Raw genomic sequence first — 13,304 nt, 5'->3', positions numbered from 1 at the left:
CTTCCTCACGCGGTGAACCGCCCGGTGCGGCGGATCTCGGGGAAGTCGGTGGTCGCGCCGTCCAGTTCAAGGGCGCGCACCAGCCGCAGGTGCTCCTGGGTGTTGACCACCCAGCCGATCACTCCCAGCCCCGCACCGCGGGCGCGCTCGACGGTCTCCAGTGTGAGCCTGCGGATGTTCAGCGCGAGCGACGCGGCGCCCACCGCCTTCGCCCGGTCCACGATGTCCGCTTCCCACCGGCTGGCGATCAGCACCGTACGCACGCCCGGCACCAGCGAGGCGATCTCCGCGACGGCGTCGTCGTGGAAGGAGGAGACCTCCACCCGGGGCACCAGGTCGCGGCGGTGCATCACCTCGGCCAGCGCACGCGCCGCCGCAACATCCTTGATCTCCGCCTGCAGCGGCGAGCGCACCGCGTCGAGCACCTCCTCGAAGACGGGCACGCGCTCGCCCATGCCCGCGTCGAGCTGACGCAGCTCTGCGAGGGTCTTCTCGGCGATGGGGCCGTTCCCGTCGGTCGTGCGGTCCACATCGGCGTCGTGCATGACGGCCAGCGCGCCGTCCTTGGTCAGATGCAGGTCCAGTTCGATGGCGTCCATGCCGCACTGCTCGGCGCGGACGAAGGAGCGCAGGGTGTTCTCCGGCTCGACGCCCATGACCCCGCGATGACCGATGGTGAGGAAAGTCAAGATTTTCTCGCTTCCGTCGACGGCGGCTCCCGCGGCCCGGCCCCCGCTCGTCCACGCGGTGGGGGCGCACGCGGTAAGGAGGCAGCCTAACGGCCCCTCCGGCACAGGGGACCGTTCTCGCGCGGGGTGTCCGGAAGCTGCTCGGCCGCGCGTCCGGGGAAGTCGCGGACTGTCCGTAACGACTGCCGCTCACCGTAAAAACTTCTGCGATCACGGGGGTAGCGCAGGATAATTTCCTATGCCTCCTCTTGTATGGAGGAACGCCCGACCTATACGGTGTCTTGACGCGAGGTTCTCCCGTGAAGGAAGTGACATGACGGAAATTCTTGTGCAGGACATGGCCGAGAAGGGCATATCTCACGCCGGGCGGGTGGTCGACCACCCGAGCTGGCCGGTGCTCAAGAATGCCGTCGAGGAGATCCGCCCCTGGCAGTCCAAGGACGGCTCCATCGACTTCGACGCAGAAGGTGCCCCCGCCCCCTCCGACGCCGAGGCCGCCGTCGAGCGCGTCGTCGGCGCGGTGGAGGACCTCTCCCCGCTGCTCCCGCACGACGAGGCCTACCACCGGGCCCTCGTCGCCGACCTGCGCAAGTGGGCGAAGGACGGCTTCACCGTCCCGGACTTCCTGGACTCGCTGCTCGCCTTCCACCCGGCCGCCGCCCGCGAGGACGGACTGCAGCACCTCGTCGTGTTCCCGATGTACACGCAGAACGGCAACCCGGACCGCAACCTCGAGGCGGTGGTCCTGCGCATGGTCTGGCCCGAGTGGCTCGCCGAGCTGGAGCGCACCCGCTACGACAACCCTCTCTTCTGCGGCATCACCTTCGAGGACTTCACCGCCGGGTACGACACCAACTCGGCCGTCCTCTTCCCGGAGACCATCGCCGTCCGCGAGGCCCCCGAGCGCTTCACCTGGGGCGGCATCTTCTGCGACCGCGAGGCCGCGCGCTTCCGCGCCGTGACCGAGGAGGCCGTGCGCATCCTCGGGCTGGAGCTGCCGGACGACATCCGCGAGATGGTCGGCGACCAGAAGCGCTGCGAGCAGGCGTTCGTCCTGTGGGACATGGTGCACGACCGCACACACAGCCACGGCGACCTGCCGTTCGACCCGTTCATGATCAAGCAGCGCCAGCCGTTCTGGATGTACGGCCTGGAGGAACTGCGCTGTGACCTCACCGCGTTCAAGGAGGCCGTCAAGCTGGAGGCCGAGGGCAACCAGCACGGCCGCGACGTCCAGTACGCCGTCCTCTTCGACCGCATGTTCCGCTTCCCCGTCTCCGGCGACCGGACGCGCAACTACGACGGCCTCGGCGGCCAGCTCCTCTTCGCGTACCTCCACAAGCACGACGTGGTGCGCTGGACCGACAACACCCTGAAGATCGACTGGGAGCGGGCGCCGCAGGTCACCAACCAGCTGTGCGCCGAGATCGAGAAGCTCTACCGCGACGGCATCGACCGCCCGAAGCTGGTCCACTGGTTCGCCGCCTACGAGCTGGTCTCCACCTACCTCCCCCCGCACCCGGGCTCCCGCTGGGCCAAGGGCCCCGAGGCCCTCGACCTGTCCCAGCCGCCGCGCAAACTGGTGGACGACGTGCTTCCGGACGAGTTTCCGCTGAGCATGTTCTATGAGGCGCTCTCCAAGAAGCTGAAGAACGTGATCGCCTCCACCAAGGGGATCACCGCTGCTTCGGCCGGAGCGGCCGCGTGAGCTCTCGCATCCAGGAGGCGACCACCATGAACGGGAACGGCAACGGCGCGCTCGAAGGCGCGGTCGTGGCGGTGGCCGGTGCGGCCGGCCCCGCCGGACGGGCCACTCTGCTGAGGCTGGCCGAGGCCGGCGCGACCGTCGTCGCCTCCGACGCCGACGCCGAGCGTCTCGCCCAGGCCGTCGACGCCGCGCGGTACGCGCACGGCGGCGCGACGGTCATCGGCGACACCGTCGACCTGCTCGACCTGAACGCCGCCAAGGAATGGGCCGGCAAGACCGAGAAGGAGTTCGGCCGCGTCGACGGGCTGGTGCACCTCGTCGGCGGCTGGCGCGGCAGCGCCGGCTTCACCGACAGCGACCCGGCCGACTGGGCCCTGCTGGAGAAGCTGCTGATCCGCACGGTCCAGCACACCTCGCTCGCCTTCCACGACGCACTGCTGCGCAGCGACCGCGGCCGCTACGTGCTCATCAGCGCCGCGGGAGCCACCAAGCCCACCGCCGGCAACGCCGCCTACGCCGCCGCCAAGGCCGCCGCCGAGGCGTGGACGCTCGCCGTCGCCGACTCCTTCCGCAAGGCGGGGGGCGATCAGGGACCGGCGGCAGCGGCTGCCATCCTGATCGTCAAGGCACTGGTGCACGACGCCATGCGCGCCGAGCGCCCGAATGCGAAGTTCGCGGGCTTCACCGACGTGACGGAGCTGGCAGACGCCATCGCCGGAGTCTGGGACCGGCCCGCCGAGGAACTGAATGGACAGCGTCTGTGGCTGACCCCCAAACCCTGAAGACCGACGCCCGTCGTCACCACGACCCGTCCGTCCGCGGGTTCGCCAGTGACAACTACGCGGGTGCCCACCCGGAGGTGCTCGCGGCCCTCGCGCTCGCCAACGGCGGCCACCAGGTCGCCTACGGTGAGGACCAGTACACCGAGCACCTCCAGCGGGTCATGCACAGCCACTTCGGGCCGACTGCCGAGGCGTTCCCCGTGTTCAACGGCACCGGCGCCAATGTGACCGCCCTCCAGGCGCTCACCGACCGCTGGGGCGCGGTGGTCTGCGCGGAGACCGCGCACATCAACGTGGACGAGGGCGGGGCCCCGGAGCGGATGGGCGGGCTCAAGCTGCTCACCGTGGCGACGCCGGACGGCAAGCTCACCCCCGAGCTGATCGACCGGCAGGCCTGGGGCTGGGAGGACGAGCACCGGGCGATGCCCCAGGTCGTCTCGATCACCCAGAACACCGAACTGGGCACCGTGTACACGGTGGAGGAGATCCGCGCCGTCGTCGAGCACGCCCACGGCCTCGGCATGAAGGTCCACCTCGACGGCGCGCGGATAGCCAACGCGGCCGCCTCGCTGGACGTCCCGATGCGGACCTTCACCAACGCGGTCGGCGTCGACGTGCTCACCTTCGGCGGCACGAAGAACGGCATGCTCTTCGGCGAGGCGGTCGTCGTCCTCAACCCGGACGCGGTCAGCCACATGAAGCACCTGCGCAAGATGTCGATGCAGCTGGCCTCCAAGATGCGGTTCGTCTCCGTGCAACTGGAGGCGCTGCTCGCCAAGGACCTGTGGCTGCGCAACGCCCGTCACTCCAACGAGATGGCGCAGCGGCTCGCCGCGGGTGTGCGCACGGTCGACGGCGTGGAGATCCTCTACGCCGTCGAGGCCAACGCCGTCTTCGCGCGGCTCCCACAGGACGTGACCCGGCGTCTCCAGGAGCGCTTCCGGTTCTACTTCTGGGACGAGGCGGCGGGCGACGTCCGCTGGATGTGCTCCTTCGACACCACCGAGGACGACGTCGACACGTTCGTCCAGGCGCTGAAGGAAGAGATGGCCCGCTGACCCGGCTGTGTGCACACGGACGCGGCCGACCGGAGAAGCATGGGCTTCCGGTCGGCCGCGTTCCTGTGCCCGGGGGGCAGGGAACCGATCGGCAGGCCCTGAACGCTCGGCCGGACCAACGCGATCAGGAAGGGCCTCAGTGGGCCTCGCGGACCTCGGCGGGTGTCGGTGCGGTGCCGCCGAGGTGGGCGGGGACCCACCAGGTGTCGCTCGCGTCCCGGGGGCGTACCGGGTACGCGCGCTGGGCGGCCTCCAGCAGCTCCTGCACGCGCTCGCGCAGCCGCCGCGTGAGGGCGCCCGCGTACTGGTCCGTCGGCGCCTCCATGGGCTCGCCGACCCGGATCGTCACCGGGATGTGCGCGCGCTTGAAGTTCCGCGGACGGCCCTTGGTCCACAGTCGCTGCGTACCCCACAGCGCCACCGGGATCAGCGGCACGCCGGCCTCCTGCGCCAGGCGTACGGCACCCGACTTGAAGGACTTCAGCGTGAACGACTGGGAGATCGTCGCCTCCGGGAAGACGCCCACGACCTCGCCCGAGCGCAGCGAGTCCAGCGCGTGCGCGTAGGCCGCCTCACCCTGCTTGCGGTCCACCGGGATGTGCTTCATGCCGCGCATCAGCGGTCCGGACACCTTGTGGCGGAAGACGGAGTCCTTGGCCATGAAGCGGACCAGACGCTTCTGCGGCAGCGCGGCGAGACCGGTGAAGATGAAGTCCAGGTAGCTGATGTGGTTGCTGACCAGGACGGCACCCCCAGAACGCGGAATGTTCTCGGATCCCTGAGTGTCGATCTTCAGGTCGAGCGCCTTGAACATCGTGAGGGCGGCACCGATGACCGGCCGATAGACGAGCTCTGCCATCTGGGGAGGACCCTTTCGTCATGCCCGGGGAGGGTTCTCCCGGTAGAAGTTACGCAGCCGTAGGTTTTCGGCATTGGGGCGATCGTGCCCCATGTGTGGCGTGCTGACCAGCCCTGGGGCCCGGTACGGGCGAGATTCTCATCACGTCGAGATCCCTGTGGCCGCCCGTTCACCGGGAATGATGGTCCCCCTGTGCACGCTGCACAGCGGGTGACGACTCGACGGAGGAGAACCGAAGTGCGCCCTCAGGACCCGGAACGACGGCTCGGTGCGGCGGAGCTGGGAGCCGGTCTCGGACGGCGGGCGACGCTGGTCCAGTTCTCGACCGCCTTCTGCCAGCCCTGCCGCGCCACACGCCGCACGCTGTCCGACGTCGCGGGCATGGTCGACGGTGTCGTGCACGTCGAGATCGACGCCGAGGAACGGCTCGAACTCGTGCGGGACCTGGACATCCGCAAGACGCCCACCGTCCTCGTGCTCGACGCCGCCGGGCGTGTCGTCACCCGGGCCTCCGGAGCACCCCGCAAGGCCGACGTCATCGCCGCGCTTGGAAGGGCGTGTGACGCGCCGTGAGCCCGGTCGCACAATTCCGTGCGCACTTGACTGCACAGGGCAACGGTCGTCAGGCTGGCGTCTGTGCCTCCAGTACTCCTTCTCTTCGGGCGGGTCCATGTGGACCTCGTCCGTCATGCGAGCGCGCGCTGTCCGGCTGACGTCGACGCCTCAGCCGCCTAGTTCGCACCCATGCAGAAGGAACCCTCGATGACGGCCACGACCGATCTCGGCACCTCACCCCTGACCTCCGCGCTCGCCGCTCCCCGGAGCGGGTCCGCTGTCGGCCTGGTGAGCCCGCAGCAGTCGCCGGCCGGCCTGCCTGCCGCCTCTCCCGACACCGGTGACCTGCTGAAGTCCGTCTTCCGCCAGCACGCCGCCGGTGTCGCGGTGATCACCGCCCAGGGGGAACGTCCCGTCGGCTTCACCGCCACCTCGCTCACCTCCGTGGCCGCCGATCCGCCGCTGGTCTCCTTCGGCGTGGGCACCGCGTCCTCCAGCTGGCCGGCGGTCGCCGAGGCGGAGTACGTCGGCGTCCACATACTCGGCGAGCACCAGCAGGAGCTGGCCGCGACCTTCGCCCGCAGCGGCGCCGACCGTTTCGCCCCGCCCACCCGCTGGCGCCCCGGCCCCGAGGGTGTGCCCGTCCTTGACGGAGTGGTGGCGTGGCTGGTCGCCCGGGTGGTGGCACGCGTGCCGGCGGGAGACCATCGCCTCGTGATCGCCGAGGTCGCGACCGGGGACCCGGCCGGCGGCGGGCGTCCGCTGCTGTACCACCAGGGCCGCTTCACGGCGCTGCGCGACTGACCTGGCACGCCGTTGTCAAGGTCACAGTTCAAAGCGCTTGCTTAGCGGGAACAACCTGAGTGTACTGACGAGTAATATTTCGATCGGAGCGCGGCCCGCCCCGACCGGGATCCGCCCCATCGGACGCCTATGCTGCGTTCACAAGGCAGTCCAGTAGAGACGATGCAGTAGGAGAGCCGGCGTGAGCCTGAGGATCGTTGTCTGTGTGAAGTACGTGCCCGACGCCACCGGCGACCGGCACTTCGCCGATGACCTGACCGTCGACCGCGACGACGTCGACGGCCTGCTGTCGGAGCTGGATGAGTACGCGGTCGAGCAGGCGCTGCAGATCGCGGAGGACGCCGACGACGCCGAGGTCACCGTGCTGACCGTCGGCCCCGAGGACGCCAAGGACGCGCTGCGCAAGGCCCTGTCGATGGGCGCCGACAAGGCGATCCACGTGGAGGACGACGACCTGCACGGCACCGACGTGATCGGCACCTCGCTGGTGCTAACCAAGGCGATCGAGAAGGCCGGCTACGACCTGGTCATCTCCGGCATGGCCTCCACCGACGGCACCATGGGTGTCGTTCCGGCGATCCTTGCCGAGCGTCTGGGCGTCCCGCAGGTCACGCTGCTCTCCGAGGTCTCGGTCGAGGACGGCAAGGTGACCGGCCGCCGTGACGGCGACACCGCCTCCGAGCAGCTCGAGGCGTCCCTGCCGGCCGTCGTGTCGGTGACGGACCAGTCGGGCGAGGCGCGTTACCCGTCCTTCAAGGGCATCATGGCCGCCAAGAAGAAGCCGGTGGAGTCCTGGGACCTGGAGGATCTGGAGATCGACGCCGACGAGGTCGGCCTCGAGGGCGCCTGGACCAAGGTCGACTCGGCCACCGAGCGTCCGGCCCGTACCGCGGGCACGATCGTCAAGGACGAGGGCGAGGGCGGCAAGCAGCTCGCGGAGTTCCTCGCGAGCCAGAAGTTCATCTAAGGCTTCGGCCCCCACTGCCCCCTCACACTTCGCAAGCAGGAGAGAAGAAGTCCCATGGCTGAAGTTCTCGTCTACGTCGACCACGTGGACGGTGCCGTCCGCAAGCCCACCCTGGAGCTGCTGACGCTGGCCCGCCGCATCGGCGAGCCCGTCGCCGTCGCCCTCGGCTCCGGTGCCGAGAACACCGCCGCCGCGCTCGCCGAGCACGGCGCGACCCGTGTCCTGACCGCCGACGCGCCCGAGTTCGCCGAGTACCTGGTCGTCCCGAAGGTGGACGCGCTGCAGGCCGCGTACGACGCCGTCTCCCCGGCCGCCGTGCTCGTCCCGTCCTCCGCCGAGGGCAAGGAGATCGCGGCCCGCCTCGCGGTCCGCATCGGCTCCGGCATCATCACCGACGCCGTCGACCTGGAGGCCGGCGAAGAGGGTCCGGTCGCGACGCAGTCGGCGTTCGCCGCCTCGTTCACCACCAAGTCCCGTGTCTCCAAGGGCACCCCGGTCATCACGGTCAAGCCGAACTCGGCCGCCGTGGAGGCCGCCCCGGCCGCCGGCGCGGTCGAGGCGCTGTCGGTGTCGTTCTCGGAGAAGGCCACCGGCACCAAGGTCGTCTCCCGTACGCCGCGTGAGTCGACGGGCCGTCCGGAGCTGACCGAGGCCGCGATCGTGGTCTCCGGTGGCCGTGGTGTCAACGGCGCGGAGAACTTCGCGATCATCGAGGCGCTGGCCGACTCGCTCGGCGCGGCGGTCGGTGCCTCGCGTGCCGCGGTGGACGCCGGCTGGTACCCGCACACCAACCAGGTCGGCCAGACCGGCAAGTCGGTCTCCCCGCAGCTGTACATCGCCTCCGGCATCTCGGGTGCGATCCAGCACCGGGCCGGTATGCAGACCTCGAAGACGATCGTGGCGATCAACAAGGACGCCGAGGCCCCGATCTTCGACCTGGTCGACTACGGCGTGGTCGGCGACCTGTTCGACGTCGTGCCGCAGCTGACCGACGAGGTCAAGTCCCGCAAGGGCTGACCGCATTTCGTCCGGCAGGGGCCGCGTGGTGATCTTCACCGCGCGGCCCCTGCCGGTTGTGGCGGACCATTGACGCAGATCACGAGCTCCCGTTAACTTCGTTCAACAGAATGTTGATTCCGTGTAGCGGAAACACGGACACAGGGATCTGCGGAGGGTGTGGGAATGGGTCAGCAGGAGAAGGTGGCGACGAGCCTCGCCGGCGCGGTCAGCGAGGGCATCAGCGCCTCCCTGGCGACGGTCGACGCGGAGCTCGCCCGCCGGTACCCGGGAGACCCCGGCACCCGCCAGCCCGTCCACACCGTCTACGTCCCCGGCGACGTCTTCGCCGCCGACACCATCCGCACCTGGGGCGACGCCGCCCTCGCGGCACTCGACGAGCACGCCCCCGACGCCGCCACGCTCGCACGCGTCCTCGGCCTGAGCGACGAACTGGCCGAGCCCGTGTACACGCGGGTACGCGCCAAGCTGGAGCGCGAGCCGGTCGAGGACCTGCGCGTCGACTTCGAGGACGGCTACGCGGGCCGCGACGAGGACGCCGACGCCGCACGCGCCGCCCGGCTCATCGCGGAGGCGTACGCACAGGGCACCGCCGCGCCGTACATGGGCATCCGTATGAAGTGCATGGAGGCCGCCGTACGCGACCGGGGCATCCGCACCCTCGACATCTTCCTCACCGGCCTGATGGAGGCCGGCGGCCTGCCGGACGGGCTCGTCCTCACCCTGCCCAAGGTCACGTACACCGAGCAGGTGTCCGCGATGGTGCGGCTCGTCGAGGAGTTCGAGAGGGCCCGCGGCCTGGACAGCGGCCGCATCGGCTTCGAGATCCAGATCGAGACCAGCCAGTCCATCCTCGGCCCCGACGGTACCGCCACCGTCGCGCGCATGATCGACGCCGCCGAGGGCCGCGCCACCGGCCTGCACTACGGCACCTTCGACTACAGCGCCTGCCTCGGCGTCAGCGCCGCCCACCAGGCCAGCGACCACCCCGCGGCCGACCACGCCAAGGCCGTCATGCAGGTCGCCGCGGCCGGCACGGGCGTACGGGTGTCCGACGGCTCCACCAACGTCCTGCCCGTCGGCTCCACCGAGAAGGTCCACGACGCCTGGCGGCTGCACTACGGCCTCACCCGCCGCGCCCTTGCCCGCGCGTACTACCAGGGCTGGGACATGCACCCCGGCCACCTGCCCACCCGCTACGCCGCCGTCTTCGCCTTCTACCGCGAGGGCTTCGAGCAGGCCGCGGCGCGCCTGTCTGCCTACGCCACCCACGCGGGCGGCGACGTCATGGACGAGCCCGCGACCGCCAAGGCCCTCAGCTCCTACCTGCTGCGCGGCATCGACTGCGGCGCCCTGGACACCGCCGAGGTGGCCCGGCTGACCGGCCTCACGCGCGCCGACCTCGACGGCTTCGCGGCGCCCCGGCGCGGGGAGTTGACGGCCACGGCCGAGTAACAGCCGGCAACGGACCAGGCGCGGCGCGGTCTACGTCCGGGCGGCGACAACGACGCTCCGGTGCCGGGTCGGCCGGCTGCTGAGCCGGGCGCCTGGTCCCGGCACCGCCGGGATCAGGACATCGGGGGGCTGCCGCCCCGGCTGCGGCGGGGTCAGGACGGCGGGGGGGGACTACTCTCCGCCCGCGCGGGGTCAGGACGGCAGGGGACACGCTCCGGCCGCGGGAATCAGGACGGCGGCGGGGTGCCGCACCGGCCACACGGCGTCAGGACGGCGGCGGGCTGCCGCACCGGCCACGCGGCGTCAGGACGGCGGGGGACACGCCCCGGCGGCCGCGGGGTCAGGACGGCGGGAGGATCTCCCCCGAGCCGCGCGGGATCAGGACGGTGTCCAGCATCACCTGCGCCGGCTCCTCGTTCACTCCGTCCAGTCTGCGGAACAGCCGCTCCGCCGCCGTACGGCCCAGCGAGGCCGCGTCCTGGGCTATGACCGTGATGCCGAGCAGGTCGGCGAGCTCGATGTCGTCGAAGCCGACCAGCGCGACCGGCTCCTCGCGTCCGGCGAGGAGCCGGACGACGGTCACCGTGACGCGGTTGTTGCCCGCGAAGATCGCGGTGACCGGCTCGATAGCCTCCAGGATCGAGGTCACCGCCTCCTGGACGCGCTCCGGCGCCGTGGAGCCCAGCGAGACCCAGGAGTCGTCGATCTCCAGGCCTGCGTCCTCCATCGCCGCGCGATAGCCGCGCAGGCGCTCGACCGCGGTGTGGATACGCGGCTGGTCGCCGATGAAGGCGATGCGCCGGTGGCCGTGCGCGATCAGATGCGCCACGCCCGCGCGTGCCCCGCCGAAGCTGTCGGACATCACCGTGTCCGCCTCGATCCGGCCGGCCGGACGGTCCACGAACACCGTGGCCACGCCCGCCTTCATCTCCGGCTCCAGGTAGCGGTGGTCGTGACCGGCGGGGATCACGATGAGCCCGTCCACCCGGCGTGCGCACAGGGCGAGCGCCAGCTCCTGCTCGCGGTCGGGGTCCTCGGCACTGGACCCGTTGATCAGCAGGGCGCCGTGCGCCCGGGCGACCTCTTCCACGGCCCGGCTGAGCGGCCCGTAGAACGGGTCGGCGAGGTCCTCGAGCACCAGGCCGATGGACGCGGTGCGGCCCTTCCGGAGCACCCGCGCACTGTCGTTGCGGCGGAAGCCCAGCGACTCGATGGCCTCCTGCACCCGCCGCTCGGTGTCGGGTGTGACGCCCGGCTCGCCGTTGACCACCCGCGAGACGGTCTTGAGACCCACTCCCGCGCGCGCCGCCACATCCTTCATCGTCGGCCGATTTCCGTAGCGGGGCTCGGGACCTCGGGTGCTTCCCGGCAACTGCGGGGGGCGAGTCGTATCGGCCACGGTGAGCTTTCTGTCGGAGGCAGACGGTCACGTTCGATGGTATGGGATGGTGTGGCGTCGGGCATAGGGCCTGGACAACGTTGTCAGGGCAATGGAGACTTGTCCCCGAAGCCGCAGGTCCGACAGTCTCCCCGGGGGATCGCACACCGATGCATACCAGCCTCGTCGCCGCTCTCGACATCGGCGGTACCAAGATCGCCGGCGCGTTGGTGGACGGGGGTGGTGCTCTTCTGCTGCGTACGCAGCGGCCCACGCCGGCCCAGGAGAGCGGTGACGCGGTGATACACGCGGTGGAGGGCGTCCTCGCCGAGCTGACGGCGTCGCCGCTGTGGCCCGGCGTGCGGGCGGTGGGCATTGGCAGCGCGGGGCCGGTGGACCGCTCGGCCGGTACGGTCAGCCCGGTCAACGTCCCCGGCTGGCGGGACTTCCCGCTGGTCGAGCGGGTGTCACGGGCTGTTGGCGGCCTGCCCGTCGAGCTCGTCGGCGACGGCGTCGCGATGACGGCGGCCGAGCACTGGCTGGGCGCGGCCCGCGGATACGACAACGCGCTGTGCATGGTCGTCTCGACGGGCGTCGGCGGCGGTCTGGTGCTGAACGGCCGGCTCCACGCGGGCCCCACCGGCAATGCCGGCCACATCGGCCACATCAGCGTCGACCTGGACGGTGACGCCTGCCCCTGCGGGGCACGCGGCTGTGTGGAGCGGATCGCCAGCGGCCCCAACATCGCCCGCCGGGCCGTGGAGAACGGCTGGCGCCCCGGTGCCGACGGCGACGCGACGGCCGCGGCCGTCGCCGAGGCGGCGGGCGCGGGCGACCCGGTCGCGACCGCCTCCTTCGAGCGCGCCGCCCAGGCACTCGCCGCGGGGATCGCCGCGACGGCGACGCTCGTCGAGATCGACGTCGCCGTGATCGGCGGCGGGGTCGCGGGCGCGGGGGACGTGCTGTTCACGCCGCTGCGGCGTGCGCTGCGCGACTACGCGACCCTGTCGTTCGTGCGGCGCCTGAAGGTCGCGCCCGCGCGGATGGGCACGGACGCCGGCCTCGTGGGCGCGGCGGCAGCGGCGACGCTGGGCCCTTGGGCGGGCGGCGAACCGGGTTACGCCCCCGGGGTCGCGGCACCCGTGCGCGTCACGCCCTTGTGACGGGGCCGCGCTTCTCGGGCGTGGCCCGTTCCGTGCGCGTGGCCCTCGGGCGGGCGGCGAACCGGGTTACGCCTTCCGGGGGCCGCGGCGCCCGTGCGCGTAGCGCCCCTTGGGCGGGCCAGGCTTCTCGGGCGTGGCCGACCCCGTGCGCGTGACGCCCCCTCCCGCGCCGGGCTTTCCGGGCTGGGCCCGGTCCGTGACGGCAGCGTCGGGCCGCTCCGGGGCTCGCATTCGGGACTGCTTTCACGAACTTGCGTTGCGGTATCTCACGACGCCTTACGTCCCGAACACGACCCCTGCGCGTCCCTACCCCTGGCTCGAACCCTTGTGGTGGCTGTGAGTGGGCAGCCGCCCGCACTTGCCCCCGACGGGCGGCGATGCCGTCCCGGGGGACGACCACCAACCGGTACTGCCGTACCGGGGCAGGGGTCGGGGTCGGAAAAGAGGGGTGCCCGGACGTAAGGCGTCGTGAGTTACCGCAACGTCCGGTAGCTGGAAAGCAGTCCGGGTACCCCACTCCGGAGGCCCCGGCCCCCGGCACCACCCCCGGACAGGGGCACCCCGGGAGCACCCCCGGGCAGGGGCACCGGGGGGCGCCACGCCCCCCCCGGGCTCACCAGGCGCGGTCGGCGTGGGCTTGTTGAGGGACCACCACCAGGAACGCGTCCGACTCCAGGTCCATCACCACCTCCGCCGCCAGCCCCTCGTCCCGCCGGTGCCGGGCGTACTCCTCGGCGGCCCAGCTGCCGCGCGGATCTCCCGCCGGAAACTTCTCCAGAACAGTGCGGCGCATCGCGCACCCCCTCCTCTCTCCCGCTCCAACGACGGCCGCAGGCAGGTGTCACGGGCAACGGCCCGGCCACAGTTCC

13 protein-coding genes are annotated in these 13,304 nt (G+C 71.3%); 9 read left to right on the top strand and 4 right to left on the bottom strand.

Going from position 1 to position 13,304, the window contains the following annotated elements:
- Nucleotides 1-5 precede the first annotated feature (5 nt).
- Complete coding sequence (locus ACLB9X_RS05625; RefSeq protein WP_410359094.1) at nt 6-689, bottom strand: glycerophosphodiester phosphodiesterase; 684 nt, start codon at nt 687-689, stop codon at nt 6-8.
- A 313-nt stretch (nt 690-1,002) separates the two neighbouring features.
- On the opposite strand from ACLB9X_RS05625, the gene ACLB9X_RS05620 reads away from it, so the two are divergent.
- From ACLB9X_RS05620 to ACLB9X_RS05610, 3 genes are read left to right on the top strand one after another with little or no spacing between them, the layout of a single operon-like run.
- Nucleotides 1,003-2,397 carry a DUF6421 family protein gene (locus tag ACLB9X_RS05620; RefSeq protein WP_410359093.1) on the top strand — a complete coding sequence of 465 codons (1,395 nt, stop codon included), beginning with the start codon at nt 1,003-1,005 and terminating at the stop codon, nt 2,395-2,397.
- A 26-nt stretch (nt 2,398-2,423) separates the two neighbouring features.
- On the top strand, nt 2,424-3,179 hold the full coding sequence (locus tag ACLB9X_RS05615; protein ID WP_410359152.1) for an SDR family NAD(P)-dependent oxidoreductase: 756 nt from the start codon (nt 2,424-2,426) through the stop codon (nt 3,177-3,179).
- Entirely contained in the window at nt 3,158-4,237 is a 1,080-nt protein-coding gene (locus ACLB9X_RS05610; protein WP_410359092.1) for a threonine aldolase family protein, read from the top strand. The genes ACLB9X_RS05615 and ACLB9X_RS05610 overlap by 22 nt, the downstream gene beginning before the upstream one ends.
- 136 nt (nt 4,238-4,373) lie before the next feature.
- Here ACLB9X_RS05610 and ACLB9X_RS05605 read toward each other — a convergent pair whose 3' ends face one another.
- On the bottom strand, nt 4,374-5,096 hold the full coding sequence (locus ACLB9X_RS05605; RefSeq protein ID WP_410359091.1) for a lysophospholipid acyltransferase family protein: 723 nt from the start codon (nt 5,094-5,096) through the stop codon (nt 4,374-4,376).
- A 237-nt stretch (nt 5,097-5,333) separates the two neighbouring features.
- On the opposite strand from ACLB9X_RS05605, the gene ACLB9X_RS05600 reads away from it, so the two are divergent.
- From ACLB9X_RS05600 to ACLB9X_RS05580, 5 genes are all read left to right on the top strand, one after another.
- Complete coding sequence (locus tag ACLB9X_RS05600; protein ID WP_410359090.1) at nt 5,334-5,669, top strand: thioredoxin family protein; 336 nt, start codon at nt 5,334-5,336, stop codon at nt 5,667-5,669.
- A gap of 189 nt (nt 5,670-5,858) precedes the next feature.
- Entirely contained in the window at nt 5,859-6,455 is a 597-nt protein-coding gene (locus tag ACLB9X_RS05595) for a flavin reductase family protein (RefSeq protein WP_410359089.1), read from the top strand.
- A 181-nt stretch (nt 6,456-6,636) separates the two neighbouring features.
- Entirely contained in the window at nt 6,637-7,422 is a 786-nt protein-coding gene (locus ACLB9X_RS05590) for an electron transfer flavoprotein subunit beta/FixA family protein (RefSeq protein ID WP_410359088.1), read from the top strand.
- A 54-nt stretch (nt 7,423-7,476) separates the two neighbouring features.
- Complete coding sequence (locus tag ACLB9X_RS05585; protein ID WP_410359087.1) at nt 7,477-8,439, top strand: electron transfer flavoprotein subunit alpha/FixB family protein; 963 nt, start codon at nt 7,477-7,479, stop codon at nt 8,437-8,439.
- Nucleotides 8,440-8,604: 165 nt separating this feature from the next.
- The gene (locus ACLB9X_RS05580) at nt 8,605-9,894 is read left to right on the top strand and encodes a DUF6986 family protein (RefSeq protein WP_410359086.1); all 1,290 of its coding nucleotides are present in this window, start codon (nt 8,605-8,607) and stop codon (nt 9,892-9,894) included.
- 340 nt (nt 9,895-10,234) lie between these two features.
- Here the strand turns inward: ACLB9X_RS05580 and ACLB9X_RS05575 are convergent, their stop codons facing one another.
- Nucleotides 10,235-11,215 carry a LacI family DNA-binding transcriptional regulator gene (locus tag ACLB9X_RS05575; protein WP_410359085.1) on the bottom strand — a complete coding sequence of 327 codons (981 nt, stop codon included), beginning with the start codon at nt 11,213-11,215 and terminating at the stop codon, nt 10,235-10,237.
- A 227-nt stretch (nt 11,216-11,442) separates the two neighbouring features.
- Between ACLB9X_RS05575 and ACLB9X_RS05570 the strand changes: the two genes are divergently transcribed.
- Nucleotides 11,443-12,435: an ROK family protein gene (locus tag ACLB9X_RS05570; RefSeq protein ID WP_410359084.1), complete on the top strand. Its 993-nt coding sequence runs from the start codon at nt 11,443-11,445 to the stop codon at nt 12,433-12,435.
- Nucleotides 12,436-13,048: 613 nt separating this feature from the next.
- Here ACLB9X_RS05570 and ACLB9X_RS05565 read toward each other — a convergent pair.
- A complete protein-coding gene (locus ACLB9X_RS05565; protein WP_410359083.1) occupies nt 13,049-13,228 on the bottom strand; it encodes a hypothetical protein in 180 nt (59 codons plus the stop codon).
- Nucleotides 13,229-13,304: the final 76 nt, after the last annotated feature.

Source organism: Streptomyces sp. 5K101 (assembly GCF_046506645.1).
In the GTDB taxonomy this organism is placed as follows: Bacteria; Actinomycetota; Actinomycetes; order Streptomycetales; family Streptomycetaceae; genus Streptomyces.
This window is presented reverse-complemented; position numbering and strand designations above follow the sequence as displayed.